Genomic DNA, 24564 nt, shown 5'->3' with positions numbered 1-24564 from the left:
ATCCACAAGGCTTTCCACTAGAGTGATGATCAACATGTCCTTACACCTTATTGCTGCAAAAGCTGCACTTGCCCTGCCAGAAGTGACGTGTAGTCAGCCCTTTGGTGAAGGCTGTGATGTCTATAAAGTCATGGATAAAATGTTTTTGCTCAATTCATCTTTAAGTGGCGCGGCTTTAAGTAACTTAAAAGTTACGCCTGACCACGGCGCGATGCTACGTGATATTTATCCGTATATTCATGCAGGTTGGCATATGAATAAAAAGCATTGGATTTCGATATATGAAGATGAAGACTTAGATCCTGATTTAGTCATTGATCTGCTACATAGCTCTTATGAGCTCGTGGTATCCAAGCTGAGTAAACGACAAAGACAGCGAATCGCTGCGCTTCAAGCCATCACCTAAATATGTATTGAGTGAAAAAGATTGTTAATTATTCCTATTACATGTTCTAAAGCACAACCCTATCACTGCATCAAACAGGTCATGGATTTGAAGGTATATTGTCTCGGCTAAACAGTTTTTCGACGTTTTCTACGTATTGCCCATTTGAACCCAAATTTTGAAACGAAAAGTGAAATGAGGCATTCATAGATCATAAAAAAAGCCCGACATCCTGTCGAGCTTTTTCGTATTGGTTAGCTAGGTATAACTCCTGTCGTACCTCACATCCTAGTATTGAACTTATCATTTTTGTTTTATGTTTTGGAACTTCCTGTTCTCTATGACTGCATCATATAAAAAATCTTGGGACTGACCTAGACGCAATCGACTTGAATAGTTGTAAGCCAAAACGTACATGGAAAAATAAGCTTAATTAGACTTACCCCCAAAATTATCCGCAGAAATTGTGGATAGTTTTCAGGATAACCGAAGCTAAACCTGACTCCTTAAAGTTAATTTTTGAGTACTTTAAAAGCAACTTTATAGCCCACTGCTTCAATCTGTCGGAAATACAAGCACTCTTTTCTCAATTTTGCCTATTTAATTATCTATACATATCAATCCGAAAAGTTGAAGTATGAGAGTAGCTCACTCTCCACCCAAGTTAATCAGCAGGTCATGCCAAACCTCAGATAAAGACCCATTGAGAATCAGTAAAATCTTGTTCATTTTCATATTCAGTTGCTGATTTGAATATCGACTCATCGACTTTGTCTAAAACAAACGTAAAAGTAAAAAGACAAATTAAAACATTATTTTAGATACTTATAATTCACCCATGAACCAGAACCCTAAATGATCAAAAACCCAATAAAAAAAGGACTCAATATGAGTCCTTTTCAACATCATCACTTGCGCTTTAGCTCTTCTTCGCCTTCAATGTTTTAAATAACACAAATAACACGAGGATCCACACAGGAAGCATCAACACGGAAAGCATAAAACCCTGATTCCACATGATATATAAAATCATCAGCATAAACACTAAAACAAAATAATTGCTAAACGGTGCAAATAACGCTGGAAACTTAGTTTGAATGCCCTGCTTTTTGATACTCTGTCTAAATTTAAGATGGATCAAACTGATCATCATCCAATTCAACACCGCAGCACTGACCACAATATAAATCAGATAACTGAGCGCTTTTTCAGGCAAAAAGTAATTCAACAGCACGCAACCAAAAATCAGTAATGCTGAAAATAAAACAGCCGCAATCGGTGTCCCTTGCCGATTCACCTGCTTAAAAACTTGCGGGGCATTGCCCTGTTCGGCCAGACCTAATAGCATGCGACTATTGGCATACATCCCACTATTACAAACAGAAACCGATGCCGTCAGAATAATAAAATTGAGTAAATGCGCTGCCCAATCAATGCCTATTTGCTTAAAAATCAGTACGAATGGGCTTTTATCTAAGCCCCCCAAATCCAATTGATTCCAAGGCACCAGAGACAAAAGAATCGCCAGCGAGCAAATATAGAATAGGAAAACCCGAATCACCGTTTGATTGACGGCTTTTGGAATGTTCTTTTCAGGATCTTCGGTTTCCGCAGCCGCCATACTGATCAACTCAATACCGCCAAAGGCAAACATCATAAAGGCCAGCATATAAAACAAGCCTTCAAAGCCATGTGGGAAAAACCCGCCATGTACCCATAAGTTCGTGACGGATGCAGTTGAACCGACATCAGCCGTCAACAACAGATAAATCCCGAAGATGATCATGGCGATAATCGCCACAACTTTAATCATCGACAGCCAAAACTCAGACTCCGCATACAGTTTGACATTGGCAAGATTGGCCAGTGTGATCACCACAAAAAACACCAGCACCGAGACCCACGCAGGAATATGTGGCCACCAGTAATTCACATATTTACCAATCGCGGTCAGCTCAGTCATCACCACTAAGATGTACAGCACCCAGTAGTTCCAGCCCGTTAAAAAGCCTGAAAACCGCCCCCAATATTTAAAAGCAAAGTAGCTAAATGAACCCGTCACTGGCTCATGCACAATCATCTCACCGAGCTGACGCATAATTAAAAATGCAATCAAACCGCCAATCATATAACCCAAAATAATCGATGGGCCAGCAGATTCAATAATATGTGCTGAACCTAAGAACAGCCCTGTGCCAATTGCTCCACCCATGGCGATCAACTGGATATGGCGGTTCTTTAAACGGCGCTGAAGTTTAGGCGTCTCGCTGCTCAAAACACATGCTCATCTGATAAAAAAATGAATTGTACCGCTTGCACAGACGATCAACCAGTCTTGTCCTTTTAAATTGCAGATTGCTCGGTTTCATTTCACAAGCTAGAGGTTTAAGCGAACTGCTGATTTCGATTGCCGCCTTTGCTTGAATCCCATAAAAAAAGCGGATAAGCCTAGGCTTATCCGCTTCTTCTATCGTTCAGAAAACTGAATTAATCTTCAGGATATTCAAAACGGTAGCCTACTCCATATACCGCCTGAACCCATTCATGACGGTTGCCTGTTTCAGCTGCATCCGAAATCTTACGACGTAAGTTCTTAATATGACTATCAATCACACGGTCAGCCACTTCAAAGCTGTCTGGGTTGATATGATCCAGTAGCTGTGCACGTGAATAAACTTGACCCACATGCTCTAAAAACAACTCCAGTAAACGAAACTCGGTCGGTGTTAGGTTTAAAGGCTTTTGTTGATACCAAATACGTTGCTGCGCTTTATCCATACGGAACAAAGACTGATCTTCAGGCTCAGCCTTACGCTCTAAACGGCGTAACACAGCTTGGACACGCGCTACCAATTCTTTCGGGCTAAAGGGTTTACACACATAGTCATCTGCTCCCATGTTCAAGCCAAGCACGCGGTCAATTTCTTCGGTGCGTGCGGTGACCATAATAATCGGCAAATCCGACTGTTCACGGACTTTACGGCAAATGGTCAAGCCATCCATACGCGGCACCATCAAATCTAAAATCATCAGACTCGGTTTACGCTGCGTAAAGCTATCAAATGCGTCCTGACCATCGTGAAACATACTGACTTCAAAGCCCGCTGCTTCAAGATAATCGCGGACCAATTGTGCAAGTTCTACTTCATCTTCAACCAGCATAATATGTTTCATACATACTTCCTTTTGTGTTTCATTTTTTTGGGAACGTTAACTTGCAACGTAAACCACCCAAAGGCGAATGATCAAAACTCAATTCGCCGCCTAAAGCCTGTGCCAGTTTAGCCGATAAAGCCAAACCTAAACCCGTACCACCGGTGCTCCGCGTACGCGAGTCATCGACTCGGTAGAAACGCTCACCGAGTCTTGCTAGTTGCTCATCACTTAAACCATAAGGACTGTCATCAACATAGACCGTCCAAGATGTTGTGGACTGTTCCGTATGAACTCGAACCTGACCACCTGCTTCGGTATAACGAATGCTATTACCCAACAAATTGACCATGATTTGCTTAAAGCGGTCAATATCAAGTTGTAACTCAGCGCCCTCACCTTCGACACTGATGCTTAAATGGGCCTGTTCAAATTTGGGCTTAAAGTTTTCCACTTCTTGCTCAATTACCGTCCAAGGGTTCACGGTTGCAAAGTAACAGTTTAATTGCTGTGCTTCCGCTTGTGCCAAATCGGCCAAATCATGCGTGAGTTTTTTCAAACTGGTGACTTGGCGTAACATCGATTCAAAATGCTCAGGCGTTGGCTTTCGAATCCCGTCTTGCATAGCTTCGATCTGCGCTTGTAACACGGCCAGCGGTGTTTTCAACTCGTGTGAGGTATCTGACACCCATTGACGACGTGAAATTTCATGCTGATCTAAAATCACCGCCAGTTGGTTCAGTTCATTGGACAAATCACCTAGCTCATCGTTTCGATTCACTTTAACTTGATGCTGAAAATTACCCTTGGTTAATTCACGCGTACCATTTAACAAGCGTTGAATCGGTGTCTTAAAATAAGTCGCAAGTAACAACGCAGCAATTAAACTGGCAAAAACGGTTAAACCATAGACCAGTAATAAATAACGCTTTTGATTACTAAAGAAGTTGATACTCAACGCATCATCTTGATCGAGGACTGGTTTCAGCCCCAAGTAGCCCACCACTTGGTTATTCACCACAATAGGACGGAAAGAAACTTGATCATCCGAAGGTTCACCGACCACGAACTGACGCTGCGTATCGTATAAAGACAAACGCGAGCTAAGACCTAAACGGTCAGGCGTGGAAATAAACTGTTTTTTGCCTGTGTTTTGTTTGCTCTCTTGTTCAATCTCTTCTTTTTTACGATCTGGACGGAAAACATTTTGATTAGCGCTGAGCGGGAACTTTAAACCTTCAAAGGGTTGAAACTCCGAAGGTAAGTTTTCCTCCAAAGCTTGCAGTTCTTGTTCGTTTAAAATCTGTTTTTCATGTTTGACTTCAGTGGTAGAGACATCACTGAGTAAGGTTTTGGTATTTTCTTTAAAATAACGCTGTTGCAAAGCAATGTCGTACTGGCGACGTAACCACCAACGAGAGAGACGGTCATAATCATCTGGCGCAGCATGTCCTTCAATCTGCAAAATTTGCGCTTGAATGGCATTGCCCCAGTCATGATAAGTGCTATAAACGCCTGCTAAGTTATCAATCAGATGATCGAGCTTTTGCATTTCCACGTCCGCCACATATTTGGCAAAATTCTTTTGCATCGTCCAATGCAACACACCTAAACTCACCGTGGTAATCACCAAAGTGGTCAGCAATACAGTGAGGAATAAGCGTAAAGCAATCGGTACGCGGCGAATCTTCAAAAGCAATCTCTCGGTCATTCTTTTGCCTTGTTATTGTATAGAACACTGCATCAAAAAACTCTCCATTGTTTCTACATCTTTATTATTTAATCTTTAATCATCCAAAATGACATGCTCTTGTATGGGGGAGTTGTAGAATGAATAAGATGACAAAAATTGCTTTAGCCACTGCCAGCGTTTTATTTGTAGGTGCGTTGACAGCCTGTCAATCTACCCAAGCACCAAAAGATATGGAGCAGTCGCAACATATGCATGGTCATTATCAGAAAGACCGTCACATGACACCTGAACAACGCGAACAATTTGAAAAAATGCGTACTGAACGTAAACAAGTCATGCAAGACATTAAAAAAGCCTGCGATGGCAAAGCGGTGGGTTCAGCAGTCCAAGTCAAAGCAGGTGAGCAAACACTAGAAGGTACATGTGCGATTTCATTTAAACCTAACCGTGATGAAATGAAACGTGGTGAACATCGCCCAATGCGTGGCGATCAAGCCGATCGTGGTGAATTCCGTGGTATGCATATGCAACGCGGCGAACCACTAACCGATGCGAAACGTGCTGAGTTAACCCAGCAATACGATCAACATTTAGCTGAACGTCAAGCGCGCCAACAAGCTGCGACCAAAGCCTGCCAAGGTCAAACCGATGGTAAAGCCGTGCAGTTAAAAGTTGGCACACAAACAGTAGATGGCAAATGTATCGTTCACTTCCAACCTAAAGCTCCTGTTTCAGCACCCAATAAGGCTGCTTAAACCACTCTAAAAAGTATAAATAGATCAAAAAGGCGCAAATTGCGCCTTTTTTATTGGACATAACTTTTTACGCTTTTTGACTATTTATGTCATGCCAAAAGCAGCAAAACTGTTTACACTCAGTGCACTTAGCGATTTTGAATAATATTTATTTGACTTTACAGTCACCAAGAAAAGCACCTGAACCGCTTGTACCAAATTAGAAGATGTTGCACGATTAAGTTATTCCAATCCGTGTCAAAGAAGACACGTTTTTATGTTTATTAGGATTATAAGCTGGTTAAACCAGTATTGAGGAAACCGATATGCCACAATACAAAGCGCCCTTACGTGATATGCAATTCGTACTGCATGAGCTATTGAATGCAGAAGAACACTATTCTAAATTGCCTGCATTTCAGGAAACCGTAAGCCGTGAATTGGTTGACCAATATTTAGAAGCTGCTGCAGATTTCTGTGAAAACGAATTGTCTCCAATCAACCAAAGCGGCGACCGCGAAGGTTGTACTTGGAATGATGGCGTTGTTACAACTCCAACTGGCTTTAAAGAAGCGTATCAAAAATATATCGAACTTGGCTTCCCGTCTCTTTCTGCTGAAGAGCAATATGGCGGTCAAGCATTACCTGTTTCTTTGGGTAACGTGATTTCAGAAATGGTCGGTACTGCAAACTGGGCATGGGGTATGTACCCAGGTCTTTCTCATGGTGCAGTTCGTACTTTAGAACATCACGGTTCAGCTGAACAAAAAGATGCTTACTTACCAAACCTTGTTTCAGGTGTTTGGACAGGTACGATGTGCTTGACAGAATCTCATGCAGGTTCTGACTTGGGTATTATCCGTACTAAAGCTGAGCCACAAGCTGACGGTAGCTATGCAATCACTGGTGAGAAAATCTTTATCTCAGCGGGTGAACATGACATGGCTGAGAACATTGTTCACATTGTACTTGCTCGTCTTCCTGGCGCACCTAAAGGCACCAAAGGTATTTCTTTATTCATCGTACCGAAGTTCAACTTAAACGCAGACGGTACTGTGGGTGAGCGTAACGCGGTGCGTTGTGGTTCTATCGAACACAAAATGGGGATCCATGGTAACTCTACTTGCGTAATCAACTTTGACAATGCAAAAGGTTTCTTGATTGGCCCTGAAAACCGTGGCTTAAACTGCATGTTCACCTTCATGAACACTGCACGTATTGGTACGGCTGTACAAGGTCTTGCAGCATCTGAAGGCGCATTCCAAGGTGCATTAACATATGCGAAAGACCGTTTAGCAATGCGTTCTTTAACAGGTCCTAAAGCACCAGAAAAAGAAGCCGATCCAATTATTGTTCACCCTGCTGTTCGTAACATGCTGTTAACTCAAAAAGCATTTGCTGAAGGTGGTCGTGCACTGGTTTACTTATTGTCTCTACATGCGGACGTGGTTGAGCAAGGTGCGACGGAAGAAGAGCGTAAATCTTCTGACAACATCTTGTCACTGCTTACTCCAATTGCAAAAGCATTCTTGACTGAAACGGGTTCTGAATCTGCAAAACACGGCGTTCAAGTGTTTGGTGGTCACGGCTTTATTTCAGAGCATGGTATGGAACAAATCGTTCGTGATACACGTATTGCGTGTTTATACGAAGGGACAACTGAAATCCAAGCGCTTGACTTGTTAGGTCGTAAAGTTTTGGGTACTCAAGGTGCAATGTTGAAAGACTTCACTAAGATTATTCACAAATTTGTTGAAGCAAACAAAGACAATGCTGCAATGAAAGAGTTTGTTGAACCTCTTGCTGCTCTAAACAAAGAGTGGGGCGACTTAACCATGCAAATTGGTATGAAAGCAATGCAAAACCCAGATGAAGTGGGTGCAGCTGCGGTCGATTACCTATACTTCTCTGGTTATGTAACGCTTGCTTACCTATGGGCACGTATGGCACTTGTGGCTCAAGAAACATTGGCTGCAGGTACAACTGACGTTGACTTCTATAATGCGAAAGTAACGACAGCTCGTTTCTACTTCAAGAAGATTCTTCCACGTGTTCGCTCACACGTTGATGTGATTGCTGGTGGCGTAGAACCATTACTCGCATTAGATGCAGAGCACTTTGCATTCTAAGTAATTAATAACTAATTCGATATTCGAAATAGTTGTACTCTTGAGTACAGAAATGAAAAAGGACAGTCATAGCTTTGGCGGTCCTTTTTCTTTATAAATAGAGCGTTATTTCGCTTGGGTCATTTAACAACACTCTGCGTTGTTAATTAAGCTGTCCTAAGTCTACAGAGATTCAAACAATAAACAGGTGAACGAACATGCCAATTTATAATGCCCCACTTGCGGATATGAAGTTTATCCTCAATGACGTTTTCAATGCAGATCAGTTCTGGCAGTCTAATGAAAATCTAGCTCATGTAGACAGTGCGACGGCTGAAGCGATCCTCGAGGAAATGGCTAAATTTGCGCAGAACGTAACCCTGCCTTTAAACCGTACAGGTGATGAAGAAGGTGCAACATTTAGCAATGGAGCAGTGACTACACCTGCTGGTTTTAAAGAAGCGTTTAAGCAATATGCTGAAGGCGGCTGGATTGGCTTAGCGGCTGATGAAGAATGGGGCGGTCAAGGCATGCCAAAAATGCTGACAGTTCTAGCAGATGAAATGCTGTTCGCAACTAACCCATCATTCATGCTCTACCCGCTTCTTTCTGTCGGTGCAGGTATGGCGCTGAACAGCTACGCATCGCAAGAACAAAAAGAAACCTATTTACCTAAAATTTACTCAGGCGAATGGTCTGGGACCATGTGTTTAACTGAGCCTCATGCAGGTACAGATTTAGGCATTATCAAAACTAAAGCTGAACGTAACGAAGACGGCACCTATAACATTACAGGGACCAAAATCTTTATTACTGGTGGTGACCACGATTTAGCTGAAAACATCATTCACTTGGTTCTAGCGAAAACACCAGATGCACCTGCGGGTTCCCGTGGTATTTCACTCTTCATCGTACCTAAATTCTTGGTGAATGCAGATGGTTCTGTGGGCGAGCGTAATGCAGCAGGTCCAGGTTCAATTGAACACAAAATGGGGATCAAAGCGTCTGCGACTTGTGTAATGAACTTTGATGGTGCCAAAGGTTACTTGGTCGGTAAAGAAAATGAAGGCCTTGCGGCTATGTTCGTGATGATGAACTACGAACGTTTGTCGATGGGTATTCAAGGTTTAGGCGCATCTGAATTTGCTTACCAAAATGCTGCACAGTACGCAACAGACCGTCTACAAGGTCGTAGCGCTTCTGGTGTTCAATCGCCTGCTAAACCTGCAGACAGCATTCTTGTGCATGGTGATGTGCGTCGTATGTTGCTTAATGCACGTGCCAATAATGAAGCATCTCGTGCCTTTGCAGTATATGTCGGTCAACAACTGGATATCACCAAGTTCTCAACAGACCCTGAAGCGGTGAAAGCAGCCAATGACCGTGTTGCCTTGTTAACCCCAATTGCAAAAGCATATTTAACCGACACTGCATTCCAAGCAACTTTAGATGCACAAATGGTCTTCGGTGGTCATGGTTATATTCGTGAATGGGGCATGGAGCAATGTGTACGTGACTTACGTATTGCACAAATCTATGAAGGCACCAACGGCGTTCAGTCTCAAGATTTAATCGGTCGTAAAACCATTAAATGTGGTGGTGCATTCATCGCAGACTACATTACTGAAATCCGTGACTTTGCTAACAGCTTAGACGCTGACCTAAACTTCATTAAAGATGCAACACTCGATGCAGCAACTGAAGTGGAAGAAGTGACTAAGTATATCCTTGAACGTGCTGCTGAAAGTGCAGAGTTCCCGAATGCAGCAGCAGTAGATTACTTACATGCAGTCGGCCTACTCAGCTTTGCCTATATGTTTGCAAGAATTGCCAATGCTGCAAAAGCTAAAGATGGCGACTTCTATCAAAACAAACTGGCACTTGCAGCTTATTTCGCTCAACGTATTTTGCCTGAAATCGACTTACGTATTGCAAAAGTAAAAGCAGGCGCAGAAGTCATCATGAACTTCTCTGAAGACTACTTCACCAGCCAAGCTTAATCGCTTAAACACTGAATAAAAAAAACGCCTGCTTCGTCAGGCGTTTTTTATGGCTCAGCTTTATTTTTGCTTTTATACGTCATGTGCATGAAATTTGCTTATGATGCAATAAACCACCATCAACATATCAGGAGGCAGCCATGACTAACCGTGACCCTAAAATAGAGAAAATAGAAAACCTCCTCGATAAACTGGGCAATACTGCAGTAGAAAGCTTTCACTATGTGGCTTTATTTATTATTGGCTGTATGGTGATTTGGTCGGCAGGACATACCGTTTATGAGATCCTGACCATTAAACAATATGCCTCAATTGATGATATTTTACTGTTATTCATTTACCTCGAACTGGGTGCAATGGTTGGTATCTATTTCAAAACCAACCACATGCCTGTCCGCTTTTTAATTTATATCGCCATCACTGCGCTCACCCGACTTTTAATTTCCGATATCCAGCATGACCACAAAGCGGATATGGATTTGGTGATTATTACGGGTTCAATTTTAATTATGGCGATTGCAATTTTGGTGGTGCGTTATGCATCGTGGAATTATCCTTCAGTAATTCGAGATAAACATGCCGACAAGCCTTTACCTGAAGGGAAAACACCACGCCCACAAGATGATGAACTCGCTTAATTCTTTATTGACCACTAAAAAAACCCTCAGTCTAAACAACGGAGGGTTTTCTGTATCAAGCAAAGATTCATTTATTTTGAATCCGCTTCTAAAGCGTAGCGTCCATTTTCATAGATCCAGTGCATACCTTCAGGTGGGTCTGGCAATTCCAAACGTCGCCAATCGGTAATCAACACATAATCACGGCTTTCAATACTGGAATCACCATCCCCATACACATAGCTATTGGTTTCCTGACTATAGGTTGAATAGCTGGGCGCTCGGTAAATAATACTCACACCGGGTCGCATCGGATATCTGCCATGTGGTGGATGGTGCGGAGGCGGTCTGTGATGAGGGGGTTCAATTTGAGGCGGCGATGTAGGTCTAGGCATTGCACCTTGATACGGCCCAGCATAGGTTGGGAAACGCTGGGTTTGTGAAGTCAGCGGTTTTCCATAATAACGCGTCGTGGGTTGAGCAAAACTCAGTGCAGGAAACAAGCTGAGTAAACTTATTCCATAGATTATTTTTAAATATTTCATCATCTTCTTCCACTGAGGTGAATATTATAGTCAAATCATTATAAAACTAATACAAATAAGTCGATGAATTATTTCGAGTTTTTTTCGAATCCTGTATGGATAATAAAGTAGTTTGACTATATTATTTTAAACCAATTTCATGGATAAAAAATGTACAAGTTATCAATTTTAGATCACTGGCCGTTATCACCACTATAAGGTTTGAAGCAGGATTTCTTTGAAAAGCAAAAAATCGTATATGTTTTCAGTTTATACTTAATCCTTGTTTATAAATGTATTGGATGAACAATCGTGGCTGAATTAAGTTTTGATCGACTCTATGAATATTTTGCAAAAGTGCCCAGTATTCAAAAAAATCTGATTGATGCTTATGGCACAGATGGAAAAAGTGCATGGTGGTTTAAGTTTCAAATTGATGTAGATCATCCTTTGGCATGGCAAACGGTACAAGAGCTGGGACATGTACTGAACTATATTTCGAAAAATGAGCGCCTACCGACGCAGTTTCTACCTGTTTCACCGCCGCCATATATGAATGGTGAAGCCAAGCAATTCTTGGCATGGGTCATTCAGTGTAACCATCCTGACTTTCCACCTGATGTCATTTGTGACTGGTTAGAAGCACGTCTACCGAGCCCAGTGGAAGATGCCGAAAAATGGAAAATCAAAACAGATCTACATGAACTCGATAAGATGACCGATAAAGATTTGGATCAAATCATCCCGCCAAATCCTGTGCAGTGAAATCTTAAAAATTAAATCTACCTAAGTCCCTCTTTAAAAAGAGGGACTTTTCATCTTGCACAATATAGGAGAAGTGCCGCTTTTTATGAAACGGCAAAAAATGGGAAAAAATTCGAAATTAAAACGTTGACAAACCACTCCATTCCATAAAGCGGTATAGCCCATATTTGAGTTTTGACTCATCTTTATATTGCTCATAGCCCACACTCATTTGACGACCATTTAAGTTCGACCATGCCCCATCAAAATATTGCTGTGCATCTGTAAACACCGCTGCATTAGACTGACCGATCACACGTAAATTGGTCTCTAAGTTATAATTCTTCAAATTCCGTGCGGTAAAATTCGCTGAACCTAAAATGAGCTCTGCTTCTTGCGCATGGCGTTTTAAAATCATTTTGCTATGACACTGCTCTCCTTGAGTATTACACCACCGCACTGTAATACCTGCATCGTTAAGCTCAGACGCAACTTGACGATTAGGAATTCCATTCTTTTGACGACCAAATGCATCTTTATTGGGGTCGAGTAAAATCCGAAGTTTAACGCCGCGCTTCTGTGCATCTTTTAAAGCATTGATAATTTGACGCTCAGACAAATAGAACATCGCCAAATCAATCTGATCATTGGCTTTTGCGCTATTCAACATATTGAGTGTTGCATCTAGGATTGCTTTTTCAGTCAGTACCTGTACTTGAGGCTGCGATGGATTTCCTGCAATTTCGCCCAAAATCACCATCGGCACATCGCCCTGAGACATATGTGCCACAGTTTGCTCGGTTTTCAATACATCAATTGCGGTATTGCCTGTCACCAACAGGGCTACATTGGAATGTCGCGAACTGCCATCATGTGGATTCGCCGATGTGACCAAGGTTTTCCAACCTTCGGCGGTATCGACCACCAAAGTTTTGCGGTGATTGGCTTTAAAGTTAAATAAGTTTAAATAACTACGTAAAGTAATTTTTTCATCCCCAAACGGGTTTCTTAACCAACCGCCGTCGGGATTATTGCCTGCGTTTTGACAACAGATATACCAAAAACCAGACCAAATGGGATTCGATGCGCGGAGCGGACGTAAATCGGTTTCAATTACATCCACGCCTGCCTGACGTAACTTACGGTAATGCTCAGGTAATAGCCCACCATATACCGAGTTAATCGGGTCAGTAATGACTTTGATTTCAATATTCGGATGCAAGCTTCGCTTGACAATCAACGCATCGGTGAGCTGACGAGTCAACGCCCGTTGTGATGCTTGAGATGTCCCCACTTCATCATTAAACAAGAACATATCCAACACAATCGTGGTTTGTGCATCTTCAATCAGTTTAAACACTGCATTGAAAATATGATGATCTTGTTGCTGCTTGCCTTGTGCATCGATGTAGGTTTGATCTGCAATAAATTTGACATCGGCATGACGTAACTTGCCCGTATAGTCCAGCCCATCAGGCAGTGGTTTAACGCTATGGTAAACTGCGGAGATTAAATAAGTCAGAGCCAATAAACCCACCACGACACCGACATAACGGGTCGATGTCCAGTTGAGCTTCTGATGTAATTTTCGAAAGATACGCATAACAAAAAACCTAATCCAATATACTCAGACTAGGTTTTATTGTTTGATTTTTCAAGAGGATTTCTGTTGTCAATGTTTTGGTAGCCTCTCCCTAACCCTCTCCTTAAAAGCATAGGTATCTACACATCTTGATGTACCTAATGCAATTGTTGCGATTTCATTCAGTTCATCTATTGAATATTCTGAGAGCAGTTGAAGAGTGTTCAGTAAAATCGAAAGTCCTGCCAATATTGCAGGTGCACTTTCCAACTTACCTCTCTTCTGCTGTCGGCCTGAAAGACGGGCCAGAAATATACGAATTTTCTGATTTTGTTCATCTTCAGAACGCTGTATTCGCCAAGTCAGTACACACGCCATACTGCTGATCAGGAGCCGTCTTAAAATCGCTGCAGGTGTGGTCTGAAGCCATGATTCAACGTCATGGCCTGCCTGCTTCAGAAGCTTGAAATAGCACTCAATTGTCCAGCGCCAGTAATACCAGGTGGTTAATTCTACCGCATCAATCTCTGAAGAAACATTGCTGATCAGCGACCATCTCGCGACTGTTTTACCTTGAGCATCTTTCACCACAGCAACAATTAATCTGGCTGTAACTGCCTTGCCTGGCTGGGGAGCAACCCGTTGGCCTAAATCATCTTTTCTCTTCGGTTTTGCTGCACGCGTTATCCGAATATCGGTTTCTCCAACATGCAGCATATGCCTGTTTCCTTTATAAGCAATCGGCTTAACTTGCTGAGTTACTACTTTTTCTGCGACTTCTGCAACTTTGTAGGTTTCCCCTTGATGCTCAATCCGATGGCTTTCTTTGGCCCGAATCAACCATTTGAAACCATGGCTGCTGATTTCCCTCAAGTGGGCAATCGAGTCTCCTTCACGGTCAATGATATGGACTTTTGTTTTCTCAATCGGATACTGTTCAATCGTTTTGATTTGTTCTGCGAGTGAGTCCAAATGGGACTTGCGCTCGCTGTATTGTTCACTGAATGTGGAATAACAGCCGGATGCATCTGTTAGCGTCTGAGCTAATGGCGCAATTGGGAGCCCTGATGACGCATCGACAAGTAAACTGCTTTGCAATTCATAGCCTGAATTCGCCTCTGTTCTTTGAAGACGCCGAACCTTATGACTGTGCTTCACATACTGCAGTTGAGACCAGTCATGAACGATTAATGCATACTGATGCGGTGATGTCTTGATCTGTTCGCATGCAAGAAGCTTAATCGGCTGGTTTAATTGACTAAAAGAGATTTTATTATTATTCAGGAATCGCCAAACAGCCTGTGTAGTTGAGAAACTCGACTTTTGGGTAGAGGCCAGGTCTTTGATTGCGGGAGCAAGTGAAGCAAGAGGATTCATATTGAGTTTTACAAGGCTGTTATAACGTTTGACAAGACGCTGATCCAGACCAGAGATGTTAAATTGAAGAGCATGCTCTTCAATTTAACGCAAAGCTCGGAAATTGTGTAGATACCTATGCCTTAAAAGAGAGGGAGCACCTCCTCTTTACGGAAAAAGTTGGGGTGAAGCTTGAAATAGCACCTTAGAAACTAAAGTCCAGTCCAATTGTGAAGTTACGCCCCACTTGTGGAAGGGTCGATAAGAAAGAAGTATGCGAATAAACCGTCTCATCTAAGAGGTTATTGGCTTTGAAATACACGCGATAATCATTACCCTGCATATACTGACCATTATACGCCAAGCCCAAATTCACCATGTTATAGCCCTCGGTTTCAGTCTCATAGCTTGCAATTTGATCTTGCTCAAACACATGGTAGTACTCTGCCGTTCCTGACCATGTGTCACTAAAGTTAGCATTCACTTTTGTTCCTAAACGGCCAGCAGGCACCCGTGGAGCATTGTCATTGTCAATTTTGCCACGTACATAGTCACCAAAAACACTCATTTTATACACATCATTGATGGCATAAGACGCTTCTGCTTCCGTCCCATAAAAACGCGCTTTGTCTTGGGTGTAGTCTACTAGACGGAAGTTTTCGTAACGGTCTGCGGTTTGAGCATAAATGTAGTTGTCATACCAGTTGTGGTAAACATGAACGTGATAATCAATTTTATCCGTATCGTAATGGAAACCTAATTCTAGATTATTGGACTTTTCGACATCGAGATTTTCATTGCCACGCTCATAGGTATTGGTTGCAAGATGCTTACCATCGGCATAAAGCTCTTGTGCCAAAGGTAAACGCTCTTGATGTGATCCAACCAAAGACAGTTTATAGTTCGGTGCAAACATCCAATTCACAGCACCCGAATAGGACACGGCATAATCATCATAGTCTTTTCGATCAGATTCAATATCAATCGTCTGCTGATCGACACGTGCCCCTAACTCAAAATGGAAGTCATTCCACTGCTTATGTTCTAAACCAAATACGCTCCACTTTTGCGTCTTGGTCGGTTCTAAAATCGACTCTTCACCCGTGATATCTAATTTTTGTTGATTGTACTGTACGCCAACCACACCTTCCCAATCCGCAATCGGCTGATGCACCATTTCTAGACGCGCATCATACCCTTTACTTTTAAAGGTGGTTGCAACACTATCGCCTTCAATTTCATCATGTTGGTAGTCGGTATAACTGGCATGGGCACGTAACTTCTCAAACCCTGCAATCGGATTTAAAATTTCTGTACGGAAGTCATAACGCTCCGACTTTAAGTCTACCCAAGGCCCTGTCTCATGTTCGTCATGTGCATGGTCGTGTCCTGAGTGATCATGTTCATCCGTATGTCCATGATTATCGCTCCCGTCACAGTGCAAATGATCATCATGTGGATGACAGCTCTCATATTCATGGCTGTGCCCAGGTAAACCGTATTGATCTTGACGGTTGGTATAGGCAATACCCGCAAAACCACGCTCACCAATCCATGAGCCACCAACGCTGACAGTTTCGCCTTTGGCAAAGGTATTTCCAACACGACGTTCTTTTTCGAGTTCACCCTCATGCTCGTGGAAATAGTTCGGCGCAATATAGTCATTCGCTTCACGCTTTGAACCTTCAACCCGTAGAGCAAACTGACTGCCCAAAGCAACCGTCGCCCCAGCACTGGCCAACTTTTCATCACTGCCAGAGTTGTAGCGTAATCCCGCCGTACCTTCTAGACCTTTTTCAGGCATGCTGGTTGGAATTTTTTGATCGGTGACATTGACCAAACCGCCCACGGTGCCTGCACTGTATAACAGGGTTGAAGGGCCACGGATGATTTCAATTTGCTTGGCCAAAATCGGATCGACCGTCACGGCATGGTCTGGCGATAAAGTCGAGACATCAGCAGTTTCTGAAGCATGTTGTAAGACTTTCACGCGTGGGCCATCTTGACCACGAATCACGGGTCGACTTGAACCTGAACCATATTGATTTGAATATACGCCTAGCTCATCGGCCAAAGCATCCCCAATGGTCGGTGCACGTTCTTTTAAGCTTTTTTGCTCGACAACCTGATCAGCCACCGCAAAATCAGCAGCGGTCTGAACGAGTGGATGTGCTTGGCTGGTCAACGTTTCAAGTTGTTGTGTTGTTGTGTCATCTGCAAAAACGGCAGGTGCGACCACCGCCAAAATAGAGAGCGTTATCAAATTTTTATGGAAAGCCATGGAACTCACTCAAGCGTACAATTTTTGAATATTGTTATAGTATAACATTTCAAACTCATTGCAATAAAAAACATTCCAATCGCAGAAAAAAGATAAACTTCCCTATCCATCTAAGTCGATGCCAACGCCAACAGATCAATGCCCTTTACCATTTCACATGCCGTTCTCGCGCCCCCTTTAGCCAAACTCAGTGGTGACCGTTTACCGATTGCTGCCATTGCCATTGGCAGTATGACCCCCGATCTTTATCGACTGTTTACACAAGCCAATTCAAATACTACCCACTACTGGACTTCACTGATTCACCCCGATCTTTGGATTGGACTCAGTTTTTGTGTTTTGTGGTACGCGCTATTGCGGCCCTGTTTTTATCGTTTTTTAGGTATTCAGCATGAGTTAAGGCTGAGCAGTATGCTGCGTTTTTTTAAATTTTCTGTGGCCGTTATTCTCGCAATATTGCTCGGCACGGCTACGCATCTGTTATGGGACGGACTCACCCATGTTGATCACCGAACTTTGTTCGGACATGAGTTTTTAAGCCAGAAGATCTCTTTGTTAGGGCACTATTATCCGCTACATCGCATTTTACAAATTGGCACATCGGCACTGGCTCTGCCCTTGTTAGCATGGATGGGTTGGTGCTATTACCAAACCTATCAGCAACATTTTCCAGTGAGTTTAAAAATCAAACGCTATGCGATTGGACTGTTTATACTCAGCCTTTTGGGCGGTTTAGTCAGTGTCTGGGACTATGCACGTTATATTCCCACGCATGTTTGGCAGTCAGACCTGTATTATTTTACGGGGCGAAGTATTAATGAGTTTAGCCAAGTCGCTTTGCTAATTCTAATCTTTGGCTGCATTCTGTTTTTATTTTTAGATCGAGACTATCGTTTAGGCTGAATTTAGACCAACGCTTAAATGCTATTTCATGCCTTTTTTAAGCTATACCTTGAGAGTCAATGCCCAAAGAGGCATAATCCTACCTTTATTTCTGGCGGTACGCTGTTTACGTATTCGCTACCTTTAGCCATATAGTTGGATTTTTAACGCCATGATGCGAACTCATTACTGCGGTTCTTTAACCGAAGCTCAAATTGATGAAACAGTAACCCTCTGCGGTTGGGTACACCGTCGCCGTGACCACGGTGGTGTCATCTTCCTTGATATGCGTGACCGTGATGGTCTTGTGCAAGTAGTTATTGACCCAGACACTCCTGAAGCATTTACAACTGCAGACAAAGTACGTTCAGAATTCGTATTAAAAATTACAGGTCGTGTACGTCGTCGCTATGCAGGCACAGAAAATGCCAATATGGTGAGCGGTCAAATCGAAGTTTTAGGTAAAGAAATCGAAGTTCTTGCTGCATCAGAAACTCCGCCGTTCCCATTGAATGATGACAACACCAATATTTCTGAAGAAATTCGTTTGAAATACCGTTTCTTGGACATCCGTCGTCCTGAAATGTTAGATCGTTTACGTTTCCGTTCTAAGCTAACCAACCTAATTCGTAACTATTTTGAAGACAATGGTTTCTTGGACGTTGAAACTCCGATTTTAACCCGTGCAACGCCTGAAGGTGCACGTGACTACTTAGTGCCAAGCCGTGTTTCAAATGGTAGCTTCTATGCACTTCCACAATCACCACAATTATTCAAACAATTGTTGATGGTGGGTGGTATTGATCGTTACTACCAAATCGCAAAATGTTTCCGTGATGAAGACTTACGTGCAGACCGTCAACCTGAATTCACCCAAATCGACGTTGAAACATCGTTCATGAGTGACGATGACATCATGGATTTAATGGAAACGTTGACGGTTAAGATGTTCAAAGAACTTCTTGATGTTCAATTCGATAAATTCCCGCGCATGACCTATACAGATGCTATGCGTGACTATGCATCGGACAAACCAGACTTACGTATTCCTTTGAAATTGGTTGACGTCGCAGACCTGATGCAAGAAGTTGAATTCAAAGTATTCGCAGGTCCAGCGAAAGATCCTAAAGGCCGTATCGTTGCATTACGTGTTCCGGGTGCAGGTTCACTACCACGTAGCCAAATTGATGAATACACGAAATTTGTCGGCATCTACGGTGCAAAAGGTTTAGCGTACATCAAAGTAAACGAGCTTGAAAAAGGCATCGAAGGCTTACAGTCTCCAATCGTGAAATTCATCGAGCCAATCGTACTTGATCTCTTGAAACGTGTTGGCGCAGAAAATGGCGATATCGTGTTCTTTGGTGCAGACAAAGCTAAAGTTGTGAACGATGCCATGGGTGCTTTACGTATTAAAGTTGGTCATGACTTGAAAATGTCAACTTGCGAGTGGGCACCGCTTTGGGTGGTTGACTTCCCAATGTTTGAAGAAACAGATGATGGCAAATGGACCTCTGTTCACCACCCATTCACACTGCCTAAATCAAGCGTTGAAGATGTGAAAAATAACCCAGGTGCTGCGCTTTCTGTGGCTTATGACATGGTGTTAAACGGTACTGAAATTGGTGGTGGTTCACTACGTATTCATAACCTAGAAATGCAAAAAGCAATTTTTGAAGCATTAGGTATTGGTGAAGAAGAAGCCGAAGAGAAATTCAGCTTCTTACTCAACGCATTACGTTACGGTGCTCCTCCGCATGGTGGTTTAGCATTCGGTCTAGACCGTTTAGTCATGCTCATGACGGGTGGTGCTTCTATTCGTGATGTGATTGCATTTCCGAAAACGAAAACTGCTGAATGTCCATTAACGCAAGCACCTGCACCAGTTGAATCAAATCAACTACGTGATTTAGGTATTCGCTTACGTGAAAAACCAAAAGCTGAAGAAACCAAATAATCTTTAGATTTTGATTAAAGAAACCCTGCCATGCGCAGGGTTTCTTTCATTCAAGACAAGACCAACCATTCCATATAGTCAACACGTCAAAAAACCAATACAATACTGATATGAGTTATCCAATACATTTTAGAAAAAAAATATTAGCCAAGCTTGAAGAAGGTCAATCTATCCGAGCGGTTGCTCAGCACTTCGAAATTAATAAAAATACAATTGTCGAATGGAAAAAGCGAATCGAAATAAAAAGAACTCGACCAAGAAAACCATCTAAAGTTGATGATGATGCCTTACGTGCAGATGTTGAGCAATATCCTGATGATTATCAATATGAACGCGCTGCTCGTTTTGGTTGTGCTACTTCTACAATTGGAGATGCGCTCAAGCGTCTAAATATTACAGTTAAAAAAAGACCTTACGGCACCCGAAAGCAAAAACAGAACTCAGAGAGCAGTATTTAAAAGATTTAAACCGATTAAGGTATCAACACCCGATCATCTATCTTGATGAAAGTGGATTTAAATCTCATGAACATAGACCTCATGGTTATTCAAAACAGGGAACTCCTTGTTATGGAACATATAATTGGCAATTAAAAAATCAAACCAATGCAATAGGAGCAATCCATGAGGGTAAGTTATTTGCAGTGGGTTTATTTGATAGCAAAGTAAATTCGGATGTATTTTATTTTTGGGTAGATCAGTTTTTATTACCAGAACTACCCTCGAATAGTGTAATTGTCATGGACAATGCAGCCTTCCATAAACGACCAGATATACAAGATCTATTAAGCCAACATGGGCATCAAATACTTTGGTTACCACCTTATAGTCCTGACCTTAATCCTATTGAAAAAATGTGGGCATGGGTGAAAGCAAAAAGGAAAAAATGGTTGGTTAACTCAATAGATAAGCTTTTTAGTCGTTTCTTTAACGAGTGTATGGGTAATTAAGCGGTTTGACTATAGATATTATTTTCGCTTCAAATTTTCCAAAATTTCTTTTGAACTTTTGATCTATCCCCCTTACAGTGATTCACGATAGTCTATATTTTATTGCAGCAGTTCTGGCACTGAATCACTCTATTGATTTATTCATTTATTTTGTTCTTAAGACGCTCATCTTTTTTTGATTTTATTTATCTTAGATTTTTAAGTCTCTTTGCAAAATTTTCTCTCATCTCATCTTTTAAAAAGATTTCTGAGTCAAAATATGGCTATTTATTATCTACTTAAAATCATCTCACTTTTTCCATTGTCCTTTTTACAATACATCGCACGCGGAATTGCGCACCTGCTTTATTATAGTGACTCTTCAATCAAGCGTATCACCACCATTAATCTGCAGTTGGCCTACCCTGAGCTCGACCCAATAGCACTTCAGAAACGTGTTCATCTCAGCATTCAAAGCCAATGTCAGACCTATATTGAATTTTTAAAATGCTGGGGAATGCCACCACAATACAACCTAGATTTACTCAAAAATATTCACGGAGAATCTGTTCTAACAGAGGCTTTAGCCAATAAAAAAGGCGTAATTGTGGTTATTCCGCATTTTGGCTGTTGGGAGTTATTAAATGCATGGTTAAATGTCTATACGCAACCCATGATTATGTATAAACCCTATAAAATCAAAGGGATTAACCGCTATATTTTAGCTGCACGGCAAAAGTTTAATGCAACCCTTGTTCCTACTGATGAAACGGGTATCCGCAGTATCTTCAGACACTTAAAACAAGGTGGGCTGACGGTGATTTTACCGGATCATCTACCAAAACCTAGTGGCGGTATTTATTCATATTTTTTCCAGCAGAATACTTTGTCCACAACACTGGTCTCTAAAATGGCGGCTAAAACACAATGCAATGTGATTGGATTAAGTTGTATTCATAATGCTGACGCAGCGGGTTTTGATGTGTACTGTACAGAGTTATCTCAAAATATTTTATCAACAGATCTACAGCTATCTGTAGACAGTTTAAATCTTGCCATGCAAGACATGATTAACCAAGCACCTGAACAGTATATTTGGTCCTATAAACGTTTTCGAAATTGTTATGGCAATATCAATGCTTATCGGATAAAGCCTCCTAAGTAGGCTCCACAAACCAGCACGTGATTTCAAGAATTTTGAAAGAATAATTTATACTATTTCCTAACGGCCTGAATAGAATACTTTTATTCATTTGAGATCAATTCTCAGCAGTGGCATAATAGCGCACTGTTTTAGATAAGTTGTGAGCAACCAAATGGCTATGCGTCCTGAAGTCCGTCGTCGTGGTATTGTGCTAATTGTTTTTGCAATCGTACAGTGGTTTTTCATGCGCTATATTTTAGACAATCAATTATTTAATTTAACCACTTATGACCGCATTGTCTTTTTCTGCGTAAGTAGCCTTGCGGGTGCTTTTGTCATTTTTGTCGGCTTAATTTATATGGTCTTAAAGGGAAATGCAGATAAACCTAATTAGGGCCCTTTAAAAAGTAAATAAATACTTACTTTTTAAAGGGAATTTACAAAATTTATTTATTCAAAATTTCTTTAAAAATTGGCGTTAACAGTTTATTACCATACTCACTTAAATGATCACCATCTCGATATATGGGTCTTCCATCAAATTGACTGATGCACTCTCCATTTTTACATAAGATTTTGGCAGGATCTAGAACCTTTGCATTGCATCGTTGAGCACTGAAGTTAATGGCATCTCTAAATTTTCTAGATCTCTGCATATAACCTATATATGGGACAGAAGTTACAAATTTAGTTCCAAGAAGCTGGTTTCTAGCTAACATTTTGGGGACATGATTCGGCATTTCTGGGATAGGTTGCACAATATATAGCGGGTTTGTTTTTGTTATTTGGCAGAACGTCTCTTCTAATTTCAATGAAAAAATCTCAAAAACTTTTAATCTAGGCATCTCTAGATCATTATTAAAGTAAATTGCAGGTTTTTCATCTTCCACCCTACGTCTAGATGGATCTGTCTCTCCATCAATATATAAGGGAAATCTTGCAATTAGAATGATAGGAACATTTTCAAACTTTTTTGAGTTGATGAAATTAAAGCGTTTTTGATTAATCTCAGCACATTTATTTTGATGACTGCGAAATTGAGCATCAAGTAAAAGTGGGCATGCATCATTTGTTATGAACAATATACCTTCGTGATTAAGGTTTAAACTGGCTGATACAGAGGTGCTGAGCGCTGTCGCATGGCTATCACCGATCACAATGGCCTTTATTTTTTTATCATTTCCAATTTTGCAAATATTTGAGGTTTGAATATTTTCATTACAATCATATGGATTCATATCTTCAACCTCAGAAAGTATACTTAGTACTTTATCTGAATAATGGAATTTCATCCCATCAGTTTCTTTAATAATATATCCACAAGCTAAAATAATTAGAAAAATATATAAAGGCGTAATTTTATAAATTTCTCTCCATGAAGAATATCTAGGGAAATTGATTTTTTCAATAAGTTGATAACTTAAACACCCGAGTAAAATTGAAAGTGGTATTCCATACATCCACCAATCAGGAAGCACAAAATAGAATCCAAAGACAGCCAATGGCCAATGCCAGACATATATTGAATATGACCATTTCCCAATGTAACTAAAAATAGGATTGCTAATCAATAAATTGTTCTGGTAATTGCTTACAATAATAAGATAGGCTCCCAATACTGGAATCAATGCCATATAGCCTGGCCACGGTGTATCTTTTGAAATCAAAAAATACGAAGTGCCTATTAAGATTAGTCCGAAGCACTGTGTGCTGATTTGTTGTAATTTATTCTTTAATGACCAAGGGTAGAGGAATGCTAATCCACCAAATAACATCTCCCAAGCACGGCTGGTTAGTAAAAAGTAAGCTGTTTTACTGTCTTTGTATGTTGCATACATACTAAAGATAAAACTTGCTATAAATAAACTAATTACAGCACGCTTAAGATTAGTGAAATTTAAATATTTCTTCAGTGTAATAATGATAATTGGGAAAAAAATATAGAATTGCCATTCTACAGAAAGTGACCAAGTATGTAGCAACCATTTAGTATGTTCTGCTGTATCGAAATACCCACCACCTTCCGCAAATAAAAGGTTTGAGATGAATAAAGCGCTTTTTTCAATCTGTTTGCCCAGATCACTGTAATCTGTAGGTAGTAAGTAGAACCAACCAAAAACAATTAATACTGTGGATACTGCGGCAAGTACTGGAATAATACGATTAGCGCGAGCATTGTAGAATTTGAATAAGTTAAAAGAGTCTTTCTCTACACCATTAAAAATAATGGAGGTCATTAAAAAGCCTGAAATGACAAAAAAAACATCAACTCCAGCAAATCCACCAGGTAACCATTGTGGCTTGAAGTGGAAAAGTACAACTGCAAGAACTGCAATTGCACGAAGTCCATTTATATCGTATCTAAAGTTCATTTATAGCAACTTATTCAATTACAGAATGCTGAATTTTCTCAGCAAAGAGGAGAGATGTGATTCAAGAATATTATTGCGATCACTAAGAAACAAGTACCTTCTAT

Annotated in this window: 19 protein-coding genes and 1 pseudogene; 12 read left to right on the top strand and 8 right to left on the bottom strand. The window is 41.1% G+C overall.

All coding sequences use genetic code 11. The annotated features are described in order from the left end of the window. Positions 1–34 precede the first annotated feature (34 nt). Positions 35–406, top strand: coding sequence for an MmcQ/YjbR family DNA-binding protein (locus AC4CUZ_RS06620; protein WP_489773603.1), 372 nt, complete (start codon positions 35–37; stop codon positions 404–406). A gap of 898 nt (positions 407–1304) precedes the next feature. On the opposite strand, the gene AC4CUZ_RS06615 is transcribed toward AC4CUZ_RS06620, so the two are convergent. The 3 genes from AC4CUZ_RS06615 to baeS form a co-directional block, all read right to left on the bottom strand. Continuing rightward, positions 1305–2660 (bottom strand): amino acid permease, encoded by a 1356-nt coding sequence (locus tag AC4CUZ_RS06615; RefSeq protein WP_308469522.1) that lies wholly within the window; start codon positions 2658–2660, stop codon positions 1305–1307. Positions 2661–2872: 212 nt separating this feature from the next. Next, a complete protein-coding gene (locus AC4CUZ_RS06610) occupies positions 2873–3559 on the bottom strand; it encodes a response regulator (RefSeq protein WP_004983596.1) in 687 nt (228 codons plus the stop codon). Between the two features lie 19 nt (positions 3560–3578). Then, positions 3579–5231 (bottom strand): sensor histidine kinase efflux regulator BaeS, encoded by a 1653-nt coding sequence (gene baeS, locus AC4CUZ_RS06605; RefSeq protein WP_490748052.1) that lies wholly within the window; start codon positions 5229–5231, stop codon positions 3579–3581. A 137-nt stretch (positions 5232–5368) separates the two neighbouring features. On the opposite strand from baeS, the gene AC4CUZ_RS06600 reads away from it, so the two are divergent. The 4 genes from AC4CUZ_RS06600 to AC4CUZ_RS06585 all read left to right on the top strand — a co-directional run bounded on the left by AC4CUZ_RS06600 (position 5369) and on the right by AC4CUZ_RS06585 (position 10711). Then, complete coding sequence (locus AC4CUZ_RS06600) at positions 5369–5986, top strand: hypothetical protein (protein ID WP_490747406.1); 618 nt, start codon at positions 5369–5371, stop codon at positions 5984–5986. A 305-nt stretch (positions 5987–6291) separates the two neighbouring features. Continuing rightward, the gene (locus tag AC4CUZ_RS06595) at positions 6292–8094 is read left to right on the top strand and encodes an acyl-CoA dehydrogenase C-terminal domain-containing protein (protein ID WP_004983590.1); all 1803 of its coding nucleotides are present in this window, start codon (positions 6292–6294) and stop codon (positions 8092–8094) included. A gap of 197 nt (positions 8095–8291) precedes the next feature. Then, on the top strand, positions 8292–10073 hold the full coding sequence (locus AC4CUZ_RS06590; RefSeq protein WP_004983588.1) for an acyl-CoA dehydrogenase C-terminal domain-containing protein: 1782 nt from the start codon (positions 8292–8294) through the stop codon (positions 10071–10073). 140 nt (positions 10074–10213) lie between these two features. Continuing rightward, positions 10214–10711 (top strand): phosphate-starvation-inducible protein PsiE, encoded by a 498-nt coding sequence (locus AC4CUZ_RS06585; RefSeq protein WP_428870928.1) that lies wholly within the window; start codon positions 10214–10216, stop codon positions 10709–10711. Positions 10712–10782: 71 nt separating this feature from the next. Here the strand turns inward: AC4CUZ_RS06585 and AC4CUZ_RS06580 are convergent, their stop codons facing one another. Further along, positions 10783–11238, bottom strand: coding sequence for an RcnB family protein (locus tag AC4CUZ_RS06580; protein ID WP_419272361.1), 456 nt, complete (start codon positions 11236–11238; stop codon positions 10783–10785). Positions 11239–11526: 288 nt separating this feature from the next. Between AC4CUZ_RS06580 and AC4CUZ_RS06575 the strand changes: the two genes are divergently transcribed. Further along, the gene (locus tag AC4CUZ_RS06575) at positions 11527–11979 is read left to right on the top strand and encodes a hypothetical protein (RefSeq protein WP_490747405.1); all 453 of its coding nucleotides are present in this window, start codon (positions 11527–11529) and stop codon (positions 11977–11979) included. Positions 11980–12097: 118 nt separating this feature from the next. On the opposite strand, the gene AC4CUZ_RS06570 is transcribed toward AC4CUZ_RS06575, so the two are convergent. The 3 genes from AC4CUZ_RS06570 to znuD all read right to left on the bottom strand — a co-directional run bounded on the left by AC4CUZ_RS06570 (position 12098) and on the right by znuD (position 17177). Next, positions 12098–13561: a phospholipase D family protein gene (locus AC4CUZ_RS06570; protein ID WP_078425691.1), complete on the bottom strand. Its 1464-nt coding sequence runs from the start codon at positions 13559–13561 to the stop codon at positions 12098–12100. A gap of 69 nt (positions 13562–13630) precedes the next feature. After that, positions 13631–14917: a transposase gene (locus AC4CUZ_RS06565; RefSeq protein ID WP_490747404.1), complete on the bottom strand. Its 1287-nt coding sequence runs from the start codon at positions 14915–14917 to the stop codon at positions 13631–13633. A 184-nt stretch (positions 14918–15101) separates the two neighbouring features. Then, complete coding sequence (gene znuD, locus AC4CUZ_RS06560) at positions 15102–17177, bottom strand: zinc piracy TonB-dependent receptor ZnuD (protein ID WP_490747403.1); 2076 nt, start codon at positions 17175–17177, stop codon at positions 15102–15104. Positions 17178–17315: 138 nt separating this feature from the next. Between znuD and AC4CUZ_RS06555 the strand changes: the two genes are divergently transcribed. The 6 genes and pseudogenes from AC4CUZ_RS06555 (at position 17316) to AC4CUZ_RS06530 (ending at position 22482) form a co-directional block, all read left to right on the top strand. Further along, positions 17316–18080 carry a DUF4184 family protein gene (locus AC4CUZ_RS06555; RefSeq protein ID WP_348924106.1) on the top strand — a complete coding sequence of 255 codons (765 nt, stop codon included), beginning with the start codon at positions 17316–17318 and terminating at the stop codon, positions 18078–18080. Positions 18081–18231: 151 nt separating this feature from the next. Further along, positions 18232–20016 (top strand): aspartate--tRNA ligase, encoded by a 1785-nt coding sequence (gene aspS / locus AC4CUZ_RS06550; RefSeq protein WP_490747402.1) that lies wholly within the window; start codon positions 18232–18234, stop codon positions 20014–20016. Positions 20017–20126: 110 nt separating this feature from the next. Then, complete coding sequence (locus AC4CUZ_RS06545) at positions 20127–20474, top strand: IS630 transposase-related protein (protein WP_039890557.1); 348 nt, start codon at positions 20127–20129, stop codon at positions 20472–20474. 17 nt (positions 20475–20491) lie between these two features. Continuing rightward, positions 20492–20965 (top strand): annotated as a pseudogene (locus AC4CUZ_RS06540) (IS630 family transposase); the annotation flags it as partial. 259 nt (positions 20966–21224) lie between these two features. Then, positions 21225–22109 (top strand): lysophospholipid acyltransferase family protein, encoded by an 885-nt coding sequence (locus tag AC4CUZ_RS06535; protein ID WP_490747401.1) that lies wholly within the window; start codon positions 21225–21227, stop codon positions 22107–22109. 151 nt (positions 22110–22260) lie between these two features. Beyond that, positions 22261–22482 carry a hypothetical protein gene (locus AC4CUZ_RS06530; RefSeq protein WP_010327507.1) on the top strand — a complete coding sequence of 74 codons (222 nt, stop codon included), beginning with the start codon at positions 22261–22263 and terminating at the stop codon, positions 22480–22482. Between the two features lie 52 nt (positions 22483–22534). Here AC4CUZ_RS06530 and AC4CUZ_RS06525 read toward each other — a convergent pair whose 3' ends face one another. Then, on the bottom strand, positions 22535–24460 hold the full coding sequence (locus AC4CUZ_RS06525) for an acyltransferase family protein (RefSeq protein ID WP_490747400.1): 1926 nt from the start codon (positions 24458–24460) through the stop codon (positions 22535–22537). Between the last annotated feature and the right edge of the window lie 104 nt (positions 24461–24564).

It is taken from the genome of Acinetobacter sp. 789_lipA, assembly GCF_058242845.1.
This window is presented reverse-complemented; position numbering and strand designations above follow the sequence as displayed.

What these genes read in the sequence shown, in the direction of transcription:
- AC4CUZ_RS06565 (WP_490747404.1), bottom strand. Translation starts at nt 14,917, where the DNA reads ATGAATCCTCTTGCTTCACTTGCTCCCGCAATCAAAGACCTGGCCTCT.
- AC4CUZ_RS06585 (WP_428870928.1), top strand. Translation starts at nt 10,214, where the DNA reads ATGACTAACCGTGACCCTAAAATAGAGAAAATAGAAAACCTCCTCGAT.
- AC4CUZ_RS06525 (WP_490747400.1), bottom strand. Translation starts at nt 24,460, where the DNA reads ATGAACTTTAGATACGATATAAATGGACTTCGTGCAATTGCAGTTCTT.
- AC4CUZ_RS06535 (WP_490747401.1), top strand. Translation starts at nt 21,225, where the DNA reads ATGGCTATTTATTATCTACTTAAAATCATCTCACTTTTTCCATTGTCC.
- AC4CUZ_RS06545 (WP_039890557.1), top strand. Translation starts at nt 20,127, where the DNA reads ATGAGTTATCCAATACATTTTAGAAAAAAAATATTAGCCAAGCTTGAA.
- AC4CUZ_RS06570 (WP_078425691.1), bottom strand. Translation starts at nt 13,561, where the DNA reads ATGCGTATCTTTCGAAAATTACATCAGAAGCTCAACTGGACATCGACC.
- AC4CUZ_RS06600 (WP_490747406.1), top strand. Translation starts at nt 5,369, where the DNA reads ATGAATAAGATGACAAAAATTGCTTTAGCCACTGCCAGCGTTTTATTT.
- aspS (WP_490747402.1), top strand. Translation starts at nt 18,232, where the DNA reads ATGATGCGAACTCATTACTGCGGTTCTTTAACCGAAGCTCAAATTGAT.
- AC4CUZ_RS06590 (WP_004983588.1), top strand. Translation starts at nt 8,292, where the DNA reads ATGCCAATTTATAATGCCCCACTTGCGGATATGAAGTTTATCCTCAAT.
- AC4CUZ_RS06610 (WP_004983596.1), bottom strand. Translation starts at nt 3,559, where the DNA reads ATGAAACATATTATGCTGGTTGAAGATGAAGTAGAACTTGCACAATTG.
- AC4CUZ_RS06530 (WP_010327507.1), top strand. Translation starts at nt 22,261, where the DNA reads ATGGCTATGCGTCCTGAAGTCCGTCGTCGTGGTATTGTGCTAATTGTT.
- AC4CUZ_RS06555 (WP_348924106.1), top strand. Translation starts at nt 17,316, where the DNA reads ATGCCCTTTACCATTTCACATGCCGTTCTCGCGCCCCCTTTAGCCAAA.
- znuD (WP_490747403.1), bottom strand. Translation starts at nt 17,177, where the DNA reads ATGGCTTTCCATAAAAATTTGATAACGCTCTCTATTTTGGCGGTGGTC.
- AC4CUZ_RS06595 (WP_004983590.1), top strand. Translation starts at nt 6,292, where the DNA reads ATGCCACAATACAAAGCGCCCTTACGTGATATGCAATTCGTACTGCAT.
- AC4CUZ_RS06580 (WP_419272361.1), bottom strand. Translation starts at nt 11,238, where the DNA reads ATGATGAAATATTTAAAAATAATCTATGGAATAAGTTTACTCAGCTTG.
- AC4CUZ_RS06620 (WP_489773603.1), top strand. Translation starts at nt 35, where the DNA reads ATGTCCTTACACCTTATTGCTGCAAAAGCTGCACTTGCCCTGCCAGAA.